Annotated in this window: 11 protein-coding genes; all 11 read right to left on the bottom strand. The window is 60.0% G+C overall.

The annotated features are described in order from the left end of the window. Positions 1–18 precede the first annotated feature (18 nt). Positions 19–543 carry a type VI secretion system contractile sheath small subunit gene (gene tssB, locus QQJ98_RS05460; RefSeq protein ID WP_284324315.1) on the bottom strand — a complete coding sequence of 175 codons (525 nt, stop codon included), beginning with the start codon at positions 541–543 and terminating at the stop codon, positions 19–21. A 133-nt stretch (positions 544–676) separates the two neighbouring features. Beyond that, the gene (locus tag QQJ98_RS05455; protein ID WP_284324314.1) at positions 677–1,981 is read right to left on the bottom strand and encodes a type VI secretion system protein TssA; all 1,305 of its coding nucleotides are present in this window, start codon (positions 1,979–1,981) and stop codon (positions 677–679) included. Between the two features lie 172 nt (positions 1,982–2,153). Continuing rightward, on the bottom strand, positions 2,154–3,410 hold the full coding sequence (gene tagH / locus QQJ98_RS05450) for a type VI secretion system-associated FHA domain protein TagH (protein ID WP_284324313.1): 1,257 nt from the start codon (positions 3,408–3,410) through the stop codon (positions 2,154–2,156). Between the two features lie 75 nt (positions 3,411–3,485). After that, positions 3,486–4,082 carry a DUF6931 family protein gene (locus QQJ98_RS05445; RefSeq protein ID WP_284324312.1) on the bottom strand — a complete coding sequence of 199 codons (597 nt, stop codon included), beginning with the start codon at positions 4,080–4,082 and terminating at the stop codon, positions 3,486–3,488. Between the two features lie 10 nt (positions 4,083–4,092). After that, positions 4,093–5,916 carry a type VI secretion system Vgr family protein gene (locus QQJ98_RS05440; protein WP_284324311.1) on the bottom strand — a complete coding sequence of 608 codons (1,824 nt, stop codon included), beginning with the start codon at positions 5,914–5,916 and terminating at the stop codon, positions 4,093–4,095. A 121-nt stretch (positions 5,917–6,037) separates the two neighbouring features. Continuing rightward, entirely contained in the window at positions 6,038–8,605 is a 2,568-nt protein-coding gene (locus QQJ98_RS05435) for a serine/threonine-protein kinase (protein WP_284324310.1), read from the bottom strand. Beyond that, on the bottom strand, positions 8,602–9,357 hold the full coding sequence (locus tag QQJ98_RS05430) for a PP2C family protein-serine/threonine phosphatase (RefSeq protein WP_284324309.1): 756 nt from the start codon (positions 9,355–9,357) through the stop codon (positions 8,602–8,604). Before QQJ98_RS05430 ends, QQJ98_RS05435 begins: the two co-directional genes overlap by 4 nt. Positions 9,358–9,452: 95 nt before the next feature. After that, a complete protein-coding gene (gene tagF / locus QQJ98_RS05425; protein ID WP_284324308.1) occupies positions 9,453–10,079 on the bottom strand; it encodes a type VI secretion system-associated protein TagF in 627 nt (208 codons plus the stop codon). Next, positions 10,080–13,655: a type VI secretion system membrane subunit TssM gene (gene tssM / locus QQJ98_RS05420; RefSeq protein ID WP_284324307.1), complete on the bottom strand. Its 3,576-nt coding sequence runs from the start codon at positions 13,653–13,655 to the stop codon at positions 10,080–10,082. After that, positions 13,652–15,364, bottom strand: a complete 1,713-nt coding sequence (tssL, locus tag QQJ98_RS05415) for a type VI secretion system protein TssL, long form (protein ID WP_284324306.1) — start codon at positions 15,362–15,364, stop codon at positions 13,652–13,654. The genes tssM and tssL overlap by 4 nt, the downstream gene beginning before the upstream one ends. Continuing rightward, the gene (tssK, locus tag QQJ98_RS05410; RefSeq protein WP_284324305.1) at positions 15,361–16,692 is read right to left on the bottom strand and encodes a type VI secretion system baseplate subunit TssK; all 1,332 of its coding nucleotides are present in this window, start codon (positions 16,690–16,692) and stop codon (positions 15,361–15,363) included. The genes tssL and tssK overlap by 4 nt, the downstream gene beginning before the upstream one ends. Positions 16,693–16,711 lie beyond the last annotated feature (19 nt).

Genomic DNA, 16,711 nt, shown 5'->3' with positions numbered 1-16,711 from the left:
CTGCAACGGCGCGCGGGTTTATTCTTCGCCTTCTGGCTTGGCGGCAGCGCGACGTTCGTCCAATGCGGCCATCAGTGCCGGGTCAGCCAGCAACTGCTTTAGCTGATCCTGCGCGCCCGACTTGCCGTTCATATAACGGGCAAGATTGGCCAATTGCTGACGTGCTTCCAGCAGGCTGTTCAGCGCAGGCACCTGCCGCGCGATTTCGCCGGGGGAAAGATCGGCCATTTTTTTGAAATTCAGATTGACCGACAGCTTGCCGCCCTGTTCCGGGTCCAGCTTGTTATCGACGTTGATGGCCAAGCCCGGCGAGACGCTTTCCATGTAATCGTCCAGCGTATCCGACGACACGGCGGTAAACTCGCGGTCAGCAACGGGGGGCTTTTCAACTTTGCTCGCATTGCCAGACAGATCGGACATGATGCCCATCACGAAAGGGAGCTCGACTTGTTTGTTCGCCTCAATCGGGTCTGCGTAGGCAATCTGCACCCGAGGCGGGCGATTGCGTTTGATAAAGCCTGTGGCTGAATCGGAAGCTGCCATAACAATTCTCCTGATCTAAATAAGCAGAGGAAAGCCGCACCAGTGCAACAAGTCAACAAATTTCAACTTTGCGCCCGCGCGGGCATTTGGTCAATTAAAACGGTGGTCGTCGCAGCAAAATCACTGCAGCAAATCAGTTCGGTGGAATCAGCTCGCGCACAAGGGCGTGGAAGTCTTTAGACAGCATATTTCGCGCTTTGAATAGTAGGATTGGAATCGGGCTGGCCGGTTCGCGCATCCGGAAGAAATCCTCGATCAACTTCAGGATCTGCCCGGCATGATCGCGGCTGACCACCTCGGGCGGGGCGGGGTCGTTTTCATCCGGTGTCGAGAAATCTTCGCTGGTGATGTTCGCCTGCCCCGACAAATCGCGCATCCGTGACATCGAGATTTCAAAGCCAGTGTCAGAGCCAAAGTTGATCTTGGCGTAACCTGCAGAATTTTCGAGCAAAGCGTCCAGCGCTTCGACCAAGGGCCGCCCGATCAGCAAGCGCGATTGCGTCACCAGAACCATGGCCAGCGAGGCGGGTTCGGTGGTGGCAAAATACCGCTCTACGGCTTGCAAAAGCTGATAGGCCGCGCGGTGATTTGGCACCTCGGCGGTGCCAGTTTGCACGGTGATTGTGGTCGCAGCACCGACCGAAACCGCCGCAGTCGCCCCAGCATCACTTTCGATGCCATCCCCTGCGGCGGCTGGCGTGCCCCCAAGATCGCCGCGCGCATCCACCACCATGGCCAGAAGATCGGCCAGCTTGTCATCCAGCCGATCCAGCTTTGGCGAGAACGGCTGTGGGCTGGATCGGCACAGCTGCGTCATGGTGCTGATGGCGCTGCGCATGCCTGTCAGTTGCTCGTAAAGCGCATCGACGGCCTTGGCGTTCTCCGAAGAACTGAGTGCACCACTGATCGCCGCCGCATCCCCCGGCGCTTCGCCTTCGCGGGCGGGTATCTTGCCGGTCGCAGTGCCAAAACCGCGATACATGATGTCGCCAACCCGCTTGTCGGTCAGCAGAATCGCGTAATCCAACGGGGCCGCTATGGTTGCGAGGGAGTTCAGCTCTTCAATCGCATTCTGGCGATCCACCGGATCAATCGGATGCACGTCGCCCGGATAGCTTTCCAGCAAAGCGGCAAAGCCCATCACCGCTTCCGCAAAACCCTTGAACCGCCCTGAGAGAATCTGAAACTTGGCCTCAAGCCCCAACAGGCGCAAATCGCGGCTGCGTTTGAGCAGCGCATCCAACTGGGCGGTTTCGCCCTTTTGATCGACGGATTTGGAATCAAACAAGGTGCCGCGCACCATGTTGAAGTAACTGGTGGGCAGGCGATCTTCGACGTTGAAGTAATAGTCGCAAAAATCCGGGTCATCCAGCGCCAGCAAATCTTCACCGCAGGGCGCGTCCGGGGAAATCGGCTTGATCAGATCATCCAGCCGCATGTGGAGTGGTTACTTGCGGTTCGCGACAACACGCACTTGCTGCGGTTTCGGCTGTGCGGCGATCAGGCCAAGCCCCGCCAAGCCAGCGCCAAATAGAAGGGTGATCAATGCAGCAGTCATTGTCGGTCCTTTGCAAAACTTATGTGAAGGCTAGCGCCGCGCCGCGGCATGGTCAACCGCCGTTTTTCACATTGGCGGACTTCACCGCTTCGTCGTAAGCATCTGCGAAATAGGCCAGAAACACGTCCAACATACCGTTTTCATAGGGGTGCGTCTTGGCATCCCAGCGTTCCACAAACAATTCCCAAGCCCGCGCTTTTTTCGATGACATGATTCCCCCGGTAGAGCGTTCTTCGATCGACTCGGGGGAAAGGTCTTCCAACAACCGCGCAAGGGCCGGCTGCATCGCGGCGTAAACGGCGGTCTGGTGGCGCTTTACATCGTCAAAACCTTGGGTAAATGCCGCAACTGCGCCCAGATAGCTTTCGGTTTTCTGGGTGAACATGGTGGTCAAAGCCTCGGTTGCATTCGGCTTGAATTTCAACGGCGAGTTGTTGATGCCGCCGATCATGGTGCGGCTGGAACTTTTGACGAATTGCTTGGCAGCCGCCCGCGCGCCCAGAAGCGCCATCAACTGCTCGGTTGCAATGCGCATTGATTTGCCGATGTCTTCGCCCAGTTGCGCCACATCGACCTTTGACAGGCTGCCCGCAGGCAAGCCCGCGCCTTTGCAGATCGCGTCCAGCAGCGGCAGGGCATCTGCCGGGGCTTCTTGCGGTACTGGCACAGGCTTTAGCGGAAAGGGTTCGGATGCCGCTGGCGGTGGTGGGGTCGGCACGGAAACCGGCGGCGGCGTGGTAATCGCTTGCGGCAAGGGACTTGCTGGGGCAGCGATTGGCTCATCCAGCGGCGGAGTGGTTGGTGAAAATCCCAAAGGTCGGGGGTTTTCCACAAAGCTGTCGCCAAATTGCCCGGCCAGTGCCTGTGAGGGGCGTGTCGGCGGTGGCAGCGGCGTGTTCGAGAATTGCGGCATCGGCGATGGTGATGGCGCAAGACTCCACGGATCAGATGCGGCGGCGATAGGTGCGGAAAATGCGGCATCGGGTGCGGCCGGATCAACCACCAGCACCCGGATAATATACTGGCCGACCTGCAAGCGTTCATTGTGCGTCAGCGCAAACGGTGACGAGACCCGCATCGAAGCGCCATAAATAAACGTGCCATTGGTCGAGATGTCGTTCAGCCAAAACTGGCCATCGCGAAAGCTGATCTCAAAATGCCGGCTAGAGATATGGCGGTTGGTATCGGGCAGCGTCCAATCCATCGCGGAATCGCGGCCAACCTCAAAGCCACGCGCCACGGAAGAAAACTCCAGCGGGCCGCCATCCGGCAGACTGTCTAAATTCTCGATCCGCAGAGTAAGCTTCATACCGGTTTATTCCAGAAACGAGGGGCAGGGCGCGCGCGCACGTCCCGTGCAGGCGACATATTGTAAATAGGGTGCTTACGCAGTTTTTGCCAGCACCTCGGCCATGGCCACGTAATGATCCAGCATCCGGCGCCGCTTATCTTGCGGCACCCGTGCCAGTGCCGTCAGCACGCCAGCATTCAGCGCCCGCCCAATCGCGAACATCGGCACCAATGCAGGCGGCAGCCCCTGCGGGGCCATCGAGCCACTCGCCCAACCGACCGCCAGTGCCAGCCATGCGCCCGGCCCCCGCACCGCCACATGCAAGCCTGCATCCAGAGCGGTATACCGGTTTGCCTCGGAGGGTTCCGCCACCCATGTGGCGCACAGTTCCAACATCTCGCGGTCTTGATCGGTCAGCAGTTCAGGGGCAGCTTTCAGACATTCATGGCCCCACCAGATCGCTTGCCTCGGATGCAGCGCGAAAGCCATCAGCGAGATCGCTTCTTCGGGCGTGTCACCCAAGCGCAAGCGCCTGCCAAAGTCGAACATATGCTCGCCCTCGCCGGGGCGTGCGCCGATATCATCGGCCATTTCCGGCATGGTGCCAAACAGTTGCTGCCCCAATTGCACCCGAAAGCCCGGCGCGGGGGCAATCGAGGTGGGCGGAGTGGTATCGGTTGCGCTGCCCATCAGTTGCCCATCAGTTGATTGTCACCAAAATACCCTTGATCACCATCATCGCCCCCCCGTCATGCGTCGCCATCGCGCCCGCCTTTGTTTTCAATTCGGCGGTTGCCTCGACCTCTACCGTCAAGGCTTTGATCTTGATCGAGGTCTGGTCAATGGTGATGCTGGACGAGCCCACCTTGATCTCGATCTTCTGCTTGGATTCGATTGTCAGATTGCCGCTGACCTTGTGGCTTTCATCGCCGCCAACCGAGGTGGAAACACTGCCGCCCACGCTTTCGCTTTTGCTGCCATCGGTTTTCAGCGTCTGTTTGCCATGCACGGTGGTTTTGTCATCCTTCATCACCTCACGCGTCATGAATTTCTGCGCGCGGATGAAGATTTTCTCGTCATTCTCTGTGTCGTCAAAGAAAAACTGGTTGTTACGCACCGTCTTGAAGCCGCTGATCAGGCGGTTCTTTGGCATCTCGGGGCCCATCTTTTCGTTCCAGACACAGCCCGTCACCAAAGGTTTGTCAGGGTCGCCGTCGAGAAACTCAACGATCACTTCCATGCCAGAATGGGGCACAAAGATTGAACCCCATTCATCCTGCGCCCAGATCTGTGACACCCGGCAGAACATCGAAACATCGTCGGGAGCCCAGAAAAACTTGACCTTGATGCGGCCAAATTCATCAATATCGCCGTCGGCACCTTCCACCACCACCGCCGTTTGCGGTCCGTTGATGCGGGGCAGTCGGGTTTGGCGCGGCGGTGCAATCGGATTTGAGCTGCGGGTCAGCACATACGAGCCATGATAGGCGTTTTCCGCAGTGGCCCCGCCCGAGCGGAACGTGCCGTTTGACGCGAAATGATAGGCGGCAAGCACGGCGTATTCATCAAGCTGGCCTGCGTCGGAATGGGCTGACAGCGGAAACTTCATCCCGGCCCCCAAACTGGCGGCATTTCCCTGCGCGCGCACCGTGGCATCGCCCATCCGGTGGGCATCCAGCTGACGTTGCGCGATGGGCTTGCCCTCTTCCGCCGTCAGATACACGCCGGGATAGCCGAAACTTTCCATATTGGCCCCGACAAAGCCGCGCAGATTCTCGCGCCGGGCTTCCATATTGGCGCTGACCGTCTTGAAGTTGTAATCCATCAGTCGCACCGCACCGGTGGTCAGCTGACGTTGCGGCGACCACGCCTCAAAATGCTCGTCAGTGTTATCGCCGCGACTGCCAAGCGGGCTGAACGCACGCGGAACTGAGGGCGCATCGCTGAACGCATCTGCGCCTGTGGTCAGCACCAAGGAATGGCGGCTCTGTTCCATCTTGAAATGATAGTTGATGCCAAACCGCTCCATCATCCGGCACAGGAAATCCATATCGGATTCGTTGTATTGCACCAGATATTCCAGCTCGGGAAAGCTGCCAACGGTCAGGTCGATAAAGCCCGCCACATCGGAATTGCCGTATTCGTCGACGATCTTGCGGATCACGTCGATCACGTTCACCTCGTGAAAAATCCGTGAATTGATCCGCCGCGACAGCTGCCAAAACCATGGCCGCAGTTCAAATTCATAGACATGTTCGCTACCCTCGGGGCCAAGATAGCGGATCGCATCGACCATCTGGTGAAAGTCGCGGACCTCACCCAACGGCGTGACGATCTCAACAGCGATCGCCTCACCAAGCAGCGGCTCGATCGCGGAAACGGGTTTGCTGGACAATGCTTTCACGCGAAACTGGCTGATCGTGTTCACTGCTTCGCTGCCAGAAAATTCGATCAGCACCAAATCGTTCGCCGGCAATGGCGTGAACATCCGACCGATGCGATTGTCTTGGGAAAATGTGGGCATCTGGTATCGCTTTCAAAAATAGGCGTAAAACGGGCAGGCTTGGGGAAAATAACCCCGGATACCCACACGTTACATCAAGCCGCGCCAATCTGGCAAGAAAAGCTGCGACCTTACCTTCTGCTCAGTTTTCCAGCCGGAAATAGGCAAAGCCAAGTGTCGGTTTGACCCCGGCTTTTTCAAGTTGTTTTTCCAGAAACGGCATCAGCGATTGCGCGGTCACGCCAGCGGGCACCTTATCTAGCGCCGGCAAGGGCTTGTCCGTTACCATTGCCACCAGAATTTGCGGCGCAGGCGGGGCATTGGCTTCCAGCGTCAGCTTGAACTCGAATGTGGCAGTGCCATCGGTGGCGATTGTGGTCCAAGGTTTCAGATTGGTCGCCCCGCCACCTTCTGAAAAGATGAACAGCGCGAAATCGCGGCCCTCTAGCCCTTCAACCTTGCCACTGACATTGGCGCCGCTTTTCACCACCTCGCTGGATGAGGCCATAACCACCGTCAGAGGGTCTGCATCTGGTGCAGGAAAGCGGTTGGCAAAGTCGAGAAGTGGGCATTGCGCGGCATTGATCTGATGCGTGGCAAGATCTGGCGTGGTGTTGGTTGCATCTTTCCAACCTTGGGCAAAGCCCGCCAAAGCCTGCGAGTCTGCTGTGTAGCCTTCCAGCCCAAAGCCGGATGGCTTGGCATCTTTTAGCGTCACGAGCGTGCAAAGCGGGGGCGTAATGCCAGCCAGATAAGCCAGTTGGGTCGCCATAGGATCGGCTTTGGCGGCTGCCTCTGCTTTCTGTGCTGCTGCCTCATCAGCAAGTTTTTTGGCGGCTGCCTCTTTGGCAGCTCTTTGGGCAGCTGCCGCCTGTTTGGCTGCGGCTTCTTCAGCTGCCTTTTTTGCGGCGGCTTCTTCGGCCAATTTGGCGGCTTCGGCGTCGGCCGCCTGTTTAGCTGCAGCCACATCCGCGGCTTGCTTGGCTGCCGCCGCTGCCTGCGCTTGCTGCGCGGAATCTTGGGCCGCTTTCGCGTCGGCAGCGATCTTGGCGGCTTCCGCATCTGCGGCGGCTTTAGCGTCGTTCGCGGCTTTGTCTGCGGCTTCTTTGATGGCGGCCTCTTCGGCGGCCTTTTGATCTGCAGCTTGTTGTGCCGCGGCCTGATCCGCTGCCAGCTTTGCAGCCGCCTCATCAGCGGCTTGTTTGGCCGCAGCCTCATCCGCGGCTTGCTTCGCTGCCGCTGCCGCTTCTGCTTGACGCGCAGCGTCTTCGGCGGCTTTGGCATCGGCAGCGGTCTTGGCTGCTGCGGCATCTTGCGCCGCCTTTGCATCGGCTTCGGCTTGCAGTTCTGCTTTGGCCCGCGCGTCGGCTTGCGCCTGCGTTTCGCCTGCAGCGGGTACCGCATTGCCGTCAAATACTCCGCCGAAATAAGCACCGGCCGCGCCGCCGCCCAATGCAAGCAGCGCCACGACGGCGATCAGGCCGCTTTTGCTGTTTTTGACTGGCAGCGGCTCGGGCATGGACGCGGCCTTTGGCGCGACCATAGACGGCGCACCAAACGGACTGACATCTTCGCTTTCGGCTGAGGCCGCGCTGATCACCGTCGCCCCAACCGGAGCCGAAGTTTTGGCCGGCGGCACCACCGACGCTGACACCACAGAAATTGGGGCCACAGAAACTGGAGCGCCCGAGATTTCCACATCTGACACTGGTGCGACGGATGCCTCCGCAACGGGCACCGCAACAATGGGTGGGATGGAAAGCGGTTTCGGCTCGGGGATCGGCAGAGCCCCACCAATCACCGTGCGATTAGGGTCGGGGGTTTTCGGTGTGGGTGGTGCGATCTGCGGCACCAGCGCCGGATTATCCACCGCCGCCATCACCTGTCCCATGCTGGCGGGCCGCGCCGCTGGATCGGGCTGCAGCATCCACGACAAAAGCGGCACCAACTCTGTGTCGACGCCTGTCAGATCAGGCACGCCCGCGCGCTTGCCCACGGCATCGACAATCGACGCCCCCATTGGCAAAACTTCGCCTTTGCTGGCCGCAGCCGTCACCAAAGCCAGCGAGTAAATGTCCGACCGCCCATCAACCGCGCCGCCAAATGCGCCCAACTGCTCGGGCGAGACCCAGTTGAACTTGCCCGCGAACTGGCCCTGCAACAATGTGCCCGCGCCCAGGGCGGTGCTTTTGGCGATGCCAAAGTCAATCAGCTTGGCGTGCTCGACCTGACCTTCTTCCAAAATCACATTGTCGGGCGACAGATCGCGGTGCACCACGCCTGCGCGATGCGCCTTATCCAGACCCGAGGCCACCCGCCGCAGCATCACCCGCACATCGCCAACCGGCATCGGCCCCTGTTCGATCCGGTCGGACATCGCTGTGCCAGACACGAATTCCATCACCATGCAGGGTCGCCCGATCATCGGATCAACCGTGAACACATGATAGCGCACGATGGCTTCGTGGCTAAGGCGCGACAGCGTCGTGCTTTCCTTCTGAAACAACGCCACAATCTTGGGGTCATGCGCCAAACTCGGCAGCACGATCTTGATCGCCACGGGTTCGTCATTGTGGATATTGCGGCCCCGGTAAACTTCGCCCATGCCGCCCGAGTTGATCAGCCGCTCGATCTCATAGGTGCCCATGATCAGCGTGCCAGAGCTGACCGTGGTGGCGTGATTTGGCCCGGTGCCGGATGCGTCGCTCATCCCCATGCCCCCGTTGCCGGTGGGACCGCTGCGACCTTGACCACCACGACCGTCACATTGTCGCGCGCGCCGCGCTGCAAGGTCAGTTCGATCAGCGCATCGCAAGCCGCTTGTGGCGCAAATCGTGTCAAAGCCTCTGCCATCTCGGCATCTTCGATATGCTCGGTCAGTCCATCCGAGCACAGCAAAAACACGTCGCCATCGGCAAGGCCGCCAGAGCGTTCATCAGTCTGCGGCGTGGCATGCACGCCAATCGCCCGCGTGATTACATTGCGGCGCGGCCATGTCAGCGCCTGTTCGGCGGTGATCGCTCCGGTGCGCAACAACTCGTTCACCTCGGTATGGTCCATCGTCACTTGGGTGTATTGGCCTGCGCGCAGCAGATAAATCCGGCTGTCCCCCGACCATATGCAGGCGAAATGCTGATCAAACGCCAAAAGCGCCACCAATGTCGCCCCCACCGTCGCGCCGTTCAGCAGCGCCGATTGATCCTGAATAAGTTGATGCGCCCGCACGATCCGATCCATAAATCGCGCTTGCAGATCAGGGGCTGAAACCGGCCGCCCCAAAGACCCGACGCTGTCCACAATCGTCTTGCTGGCAAAATCACCGGCGTGGTGCCCGCCCATGCCGTCAGCGACCACCCAGACACCGGCCTCTGGCAGGGTTAAAAAACTGTCTTCATTGTGATCGCGCACGCGGCCCGTATCGGTCGCGGCCCCGGTCTGAAACTGAAATGGAGCCTCGATCATCGACCCTCCCACTTAAAACAACCTATGCCCGATGGGCTGAATATATCTGTGCAGCTTAGGCGCAAAGCGGTGCATCTGCCTAGCCCCAACCTGCCTTAGGCATTTTCCGCATATCCGCGTAAAAACCACGCGATAACATGCCCAGAGGGCAAGCCTTCACCAGCCCAGACCTGAGAATGGCCAAAGTCATCGCCGGCAATCCACCAATAAGACCGATTGTGGCTGGCACGGTTATGATCGGTCAGCGCCACATCCTCCAGCAGCCCCACTACATCCGCGCCGGGCCGTGCGGCCCAGAACTCGGGGGGGCCAGTTTCCATCGCGGCCGGGCAAGGCAGCGTGAATCCATCCAACTCGGCATGCTCTGCCGCCAGCAAGTCCAGCAGCTTTGCCTCGACATCTGCGTGCCAGTCCTGCGCGGGGTCAATCACCGGGCAAGGTGGGCAATCCGGCCCGAAACCTGCGATCAGCAGCGGATAGCGTCGTCCGACCTTATCGGCACTTGGCGCCAGAACCCCGGCAAGGCTTTCCCCCAAAACGCTTGGCCCGATCCAGAACCGCAGCGGGCGGGCCTTGGCCCACACAGTTTCCCAGTCCTGATCAAGACCGTGCCGCGCTTCGGCTAAAGTGCTATCCAGCCAGCCCTCCAGCCCCGCCTGCACTGGCAAAGCACCGCCCAGAAAGTCGCCTTTTGAGCGATGCTTGCCGTAAAGCGCCAGCATTTACAGACCTGTTGGGCAGCGGAATTCGCGCAATTCCGCCATGTTGAACGGGTTGACCAGCGCATTGACCCGGATTTCATACGTGATGTTGCGCCCGCCGATCACATAATCCACCTGCATCACATCGCCGATCTGGCGCGGGTTGCCGTCGCGGATGAACTGCAAAAACGCCCATGGCCCCTGATACATGATTTGGCTTTCGCGGTTGTTCATCTCGGGCAAAAGTTGCACCGAGGTATTTCCCGCTCCCCCCGGCCAAGTCACCGTCACCGGAGTATTCCCCGCCTTGCGCATCTGGATCGGCTGATCATCAATCACCAGAATCGACTGCTTGATGCGGTCATGCGCGGTGATCTGGTTCACCGTCACGTCCAGCTTGACGGTAGGGGATCGCCCCGGAAAGAACGCATCCCGAATGGCGGCTGCCTTCTGAAACTGCCGCAGGCTTTGCAAGGATAGCTTCTTCGCCAGCGGGCTATCTTCGCGCCATGTCCAATCGCCCGCGCCCATATTGGCGTGGATCGCCAGATTGGCGTTGAAGAACCGATCCAACACCCCATCGGGTGCAAACAACTGCGCGAATTCGGAAAGTGGCACCTGCCGCGCCGGGCTTTTGCTGAACGGATAGCGCCCATCCACAATCCCCTCGCACACCGCTGTCACTTGCGAGGTCAAATCCGCGTTGATCTGCGCCACGGCGGTCGAGGCAGCATCGCCCTCAAAGTTATCCACCGCCTCATTCACCATCCGCGATAGCTCGGGCGGCAGTCGGCTGGCCGCCGTCTTTAACTGGCCGATCAGCGCCGGTATCTGCGCGTTGGCTTCCGCCTGATTGAACCCCGCCGCAATGACCAACCCCTGTTGTATCGACCCCAGCGAGCTCAGCAGCGCATCAATTGGCCTTGCCCCCGGCGAACCCTCCAGCAGCGCGTGATATTCGGCAAACTGCGCCTCAATATCCGCCCCCGGCACGGTCGGGGCCGCCCCCGCCGCCGCCCCGGCCCGTTTCTGGGATTTCCCCGCCGCCAGCGCGATATCAAGCCCGATCCGCTGCAACCCGCTGGTCCGGCTGGCCACCATCTGCGTCACGTCGCTGCCAGCTTGGGAAATCGCATCCGCCACCGCCGTCGCGTCCTCAGACGCCTGCTCCGCTACGCCCTCTGGTGCCAACGGCTGCGTCAGCTTGGTCTCCGCCGAGATTCCCTCCACCAGCTTCAAAATCGGTGAAGTGGTGGGCGAGGCCGCTGCTGACAGGGCCAGATAGGCAGGCTTGTCCGCCGCCATGGGTGCCAGCTTGATATTCGACAACACCGCATCCCAAGCCGCCAGATAATCCTCGCGATACCGCGCCAGCAGTTGCGGCCCCAGCCGCGCCAACTGCTCATCCACCTTCGCGGCTTCGGCCTGCTTGCCCATCACCCACTGTTCAGTTTCCAGCTTATGCGCCACCGCCGCCAATTGATCGAGGAAGAAGTCATTGAAGCCAGCATAGGTATAAAGCGCGGGCACCGTCAGATTGCCCAGATCAGAGCCATCCACAGTTTCAAACACCAGCCGCGCATCCGGCCCCGCGCGTTCCACCACGTTGAAATCCGGCAACCCCGACACCGGAGCGGTCGCCACGATCAAAGAATAGGCCTGATCCGCCACCGACATCCGCGCCAAAATCACCTCGGCCTTCGCCACCAGATCAGCGTTCAATTCCACCGTCGGCGCGGTGGTATCGTCCAGTTCCAGCATCGCCGCGAGATGCTTGTTCAGCATATCCCGCGCTGGTTCTTCGTTGATGCCTGGGAACATCACCTGCTCCCAATCATCATGGAACCACGTCTTCACCAGATCGTCCTGCGGGGCAGGCGCGGCCCCACCCAGCAGCTTATACACCTTCAACGTCTCATAAATCGGGATCGGTTCATTCGCCAAAACGAACTGCTGCAACTGCCCTTCGACCCGCAACACCAGCCGAGGCCGCAACAGCCGCTCCAACCCCTGCGCATAGGCATCCCGCGCCGCCTGCCGGATCGCGCCCTGCTGCGACAGCCCAAAGCCGCGCGTCCAATCGCCCTCTGGCTCTTCCGGCGATTCAAATCCCGAAGGCATCGTGCGCAAGAGCTTCAACTCGTTGCTGACACGCAGAAAATCGGTGTCCTTCACCTCAATCGCCTGCAAATCTTCCGTCGCTGCCAGCTCATAATCCGCCATCGCCGCCTGGGCCGAGGCCACCAGAGTCCGGTTGTTCAGATAACTATAGCCCCACGCCGCCAAGATCCCCGCCGAGGCCAACAGCATTGCCGTCGTAACCGCCATGCGCAGGACGGAAGACCGCCGCACCGCGTTGCGATCATAGGAAACCCAGCCCTGTTCCCCGAAAATCACCTTGGTCAGCAGATCATGCAGAAAGAAACTTTTGCCCTTGCCAGAAAGCTGCGCCTGCACCCCTAAACTGCGGCTCATCGCGCCCAGCACCTGATCAATCGGCGTGCCTTCCTGCGTGCCGGATGTGAAATAAAACCCGCGCAGAATGGCGCTGGTCTTATACCGCGTCGGCTCGAACACCTGCCGCAGGAAGCTTTCCACCTCGTCTTTCAGCATCGCCATTTGGCCCGGCAGCCCGAAAATCGCAATCCGGTTCACGCCGTCAGGTTCTTCCGACAAACGATCAATCACCTCATCCGACAACCGCGCCACCAGCGCATCAAATTCGCCTCCAACCCGATCAAACGTCTGCTCTTTGCGGCTTTCGGTCTGGAAAGTCGCCCCCCACACCTTCTTGCGCCGGCCCGCTGCAAAGCTGCTGAAATACTCACGGAACCCGGCGATCAGATCGGCCTTGGTGAACATCACATAAACCGGGAAATCCACCTTCAGCGTCTCGTGAATCTCGCCCAAGCGCGCCCGGATGGTTTCTGCATGGGCGGTGATCTTATCCGGCCCCGCGTTCATCAGATCGGCCACGGAAATCGCCAGAATAACGCCGTTGATCGGTTGCTTGGGGCGATTTTTCTTCAACAAATTCAGGAAGCTGGTCCAAGATGCCTTATCCTCGCCCGCGTCGCTGTCTTGCGTGGTATAGCGCCCCGCCGTGTCGATCATCACCGCGTCTTCGGCAAACCACCAATCGCAATAGCGCGTGCCGCCAAAACCCTGCAAACCACCCTGCTGGCCCGACACCGGAAACTTGATCTCGCTGTTCACCAGCGCCGTCGTCTTGCCCGACCCCGGCGGCCCGATGATTACATACCAAGGCATGTCGTAAAGGTAAGTCTTTGAATTACCAGATTTCTTCAGCGTATTCAGCGCCGCTGTCATTCGGCTGGCCAATTCGCGGCCATCGCCCGCAGGCGCGTCAACCACAATCGCCTTTTCCAGCGCCGCACTGCCCTTGCGGCGACGCAAGAACGCGACCAGCCCCCAGACCAGCAGCACAAGCGCCAACAAACCGATGATCAGCGCCCGCACCCATTCGGGATCAAAGGGGCGGGATTCGCCAAAGCCGATCAGCGGGCCTGCAAACCAGACCACGGCGGAAAATGCCAAAAACCCGATCAAAACCAGCGCCAGTTTGAGCCACTTCATTGCAAAGTCTCTTCCCGCTTGATCATGATCTCCACCCGGCGATTGGCACTGCGCCCGTCATCGGTGGCGTTGTCGCCAATCGGCTCGGCCTCACCCTTGCCCTCTACTTCAAAGCGGGTGGGGTCGGTCATGCCCACCGCCAGCACCTTCTGCACAGCCTCGGCGCGGGCCTGCGACAGATCGTGGTTGTTCTTGAACCGCCCGCGCCCTGACATCGGCACGTTGTCGGTATAACCCCAGACATAAACCGGCCCCGGTTCCTTATCCAAAGCCGCCGTGATCCGCGCGGCCAAGTCATTGAATTCCGGTTTGGTTTCCGCCTTTCCGCTGGCAAACAAAGCGGCATTGCTGACGCGGATAAAGATGAAATCGCCCTTGATGTCGACAGCCACCAAGCCGCTGGCGATATCGTCCTTCATCTTCTCTTGCAGGCGGTCCAACTGGCTGCTCTCAGACACTGGCACCACCTCCAGCGGCGTAAACGCCACCGCCCGCACGAGGCTGATCTTCGAGGTCGGAGTCAGCGACAGCAACCTCTGCGACACCACAGACCCCTCCTGCGCGATCAGGGTGGAAAGCCCAAAATATGCCCCCATCAGCACCACGCCCAGGATTGACCCGATCACCCACAGCGGCGTGCCACCAAACCGCCGCCGCCCGCCAACCATGACAGGTTGCCAGCGCGGCGAGATATCGTCATCCGGCCGGTTCTGCACCCGCCGCAGGCTGTCATAGATCATACCCCTGATCCGCGCCAACTCCACCGCACCATTCGGCGCGCTGCGATACTGCCCCTCAAACCCAAGGCTCAGGCAGGTCATCGCAAGTTCCAAAAGCTGGAAGTTCTGCGCCGGGGCCTGCAACGCCTTTTCAACTTCCTGAAAGAACCCAACGCCAGAGGTGCGCCGATTGAAAAACCGCGCCACCATCGAATATTGAATCCATAAATGCCGATCCGTGCCGGGGATATTCTGCACGATATCATCCGCCGTGCCACACAGCAGATACTTCGCCACCTGCGCCTGATGCGCGTCCACGCCGCCATTCAGGCAGTTCTCCTCAAACCCCTCAATCTCGCGGGTGACGTATTCCATCAACGGAACCGCCTCCATCTCGACCATCTGAGTCCGCAACCGCCCGAACAAGATCAACAAATTGGCCGCCGCCGCCAGCATCGGGCTTTTCGGCCCGCCAGCGCCCAAACCCTTGGCAACCAGTGCCTTGCGCAGATCAATCTTAGGCCCGGTATTGGCGTAGTTGGTGGGCTGTGCGGTCGACGCATCGGGGAAAAACTGATCCGGTTGTGCAAACGCCCCCGCCACGGGACGCGGTGCAGGTGCCTGCCCAAACGGCTGCCCGCCAAAGCCGGGAGAGTTCACCCCAGGATGAGTAGAAGATGCGGGCGGGATCGGCGCAAACCCACCCTGACCCCCACCAGCAGGCGCAGGCGCGGGCACGCCCCAAGCATCCGCTTCCCCCGAAAACCCCGGCGAAGCCGCAGGTGGAAAACTCCCCGCAGCAGGCCCAAATCCCCCCGGCCCAAACGCCCCGCCCGCCCCGGGCAATGCCCCGCCGATCACGGTGTGTTCATTCGGGGTGGTCTGCCGTTTCCCCCCCGGCATCGGATTGACGCCCCCCGGCAGCGGCGCGGGCATCCCCATGCCTCCGATGACGGTCTTATCCTTGTTGCCGTCATCCTTGCTGCTCATACCTTGGTCTCCACGATGGCCCACAACTCCATCTTCAGATCAGGCCAGTCGCCTGCAAAGTGCATCCCGATCGCTGGAGCGGTCGAAAACTCGCGCCACAGCGGCGAATTCTTTTCCAAGATGAAATAGACATTGCGCGACACCGCCCGGATTTGACGTGGCGGCGTAGGAATATGGATCAACTCGATCCCCGGCAGGTTGTTATTCACAATCTCTGACATCCGGGTGTTCGGGCCCACTTTGCACAGCAGCGGAAACTGCTGCTGTACCAAGGTCAACGCCCGCGAAGATTCCACCTCGACAACAAACGTCGCATCGCGGAACAGGTTGCGGTCCGGCACCTGCGCCAGATAAGAATTCTGCCGCACCTGCACCAGATCCAAGCGCGTCGCCCGACCCACATCACGCGACAGCAACCGCTGAATATCGCGCACCACAGGCTCGACCGAGCCCTTGAGATCGGCGTGATCATAGGCGTCATAGGGCGGTGCTAACCGCTTATCCTGATCAAACGTCCACAACTCGCCCGAGAACCGCAACAACTCCTCATACAGCCGCTCTGGATGCACATAGCGCGATTGCCGCAGATGCCGCAGCACGTTGATCTGGCGGTTCAAACACAGCAACATGAAGTAATCGGTGGCCTGCAACCCGCCCGCCGCCGAAGGGTCAGCCGCATAACGCGCAAGGCTTTCCAGCTTGGTCTCTACCCAACCAATCACCCGGTCGAGCCAACCCAAAGCTACACCATGCGCCGAAATCGTCAGCAAGGGCGGCGGAAACGCATCATCCAAAATCACCACATTGTCGCGCACTTCCACGATCCGCGCGATCTTGATGCACTGATAACCGGGCTTGGCCGTTGCTCGAATGTCCAACTCCAGCCGGGGGCTGGCGACCTCTATCTGCTGCTCCAACCGCAGCGCGCTCGCGCTATCCGCCACGGTTTCCGCCCCCAGGACGTAGCGAGAGCCTGCATCCGTCTCCATCGCCACTTCGCGCCCGTTCATCACCTGATCGGGCAGCGTCAGCCAGACGCCCATGCCGTCCGATCCAGCGGGCACCTCAATCGCCCTCGGCAAAGGAGAAATCCCCGGCGCTTCAAACGGCGCGCCATCGGGGAAAATCCCCGCCACGCTGGCCAACTCAATGCGCCCCTGCTGCAAGCGATCCCGATTGACTCGCATTTCCTCGATACCCCACGGATAGGGCGAAACATGCCGCACCCGCGCTTCGATCAGCTTTTCCACATAGCGGTCACTTTGCTGCAAGTGGTGCGGCTGCAAAAAGAGCCCTTCCTTCCACGCAACCTTGCTATACCAAGACATGCCAACCTCAATTCATCAA

The sequence above is a fragment of the Cypionkella aquatica genome, assembly GCF_030161095.1.
Lineage (GTDB): Bacteria > Pseudomonadota > Alphaproteobacteria > Rhodobacterales > Rhodobacteraceae > Cypionkella > Cypionkella aquatica.
This window is presented reverse-complemented; position numbering and strand designations above follow the sequence as displayed.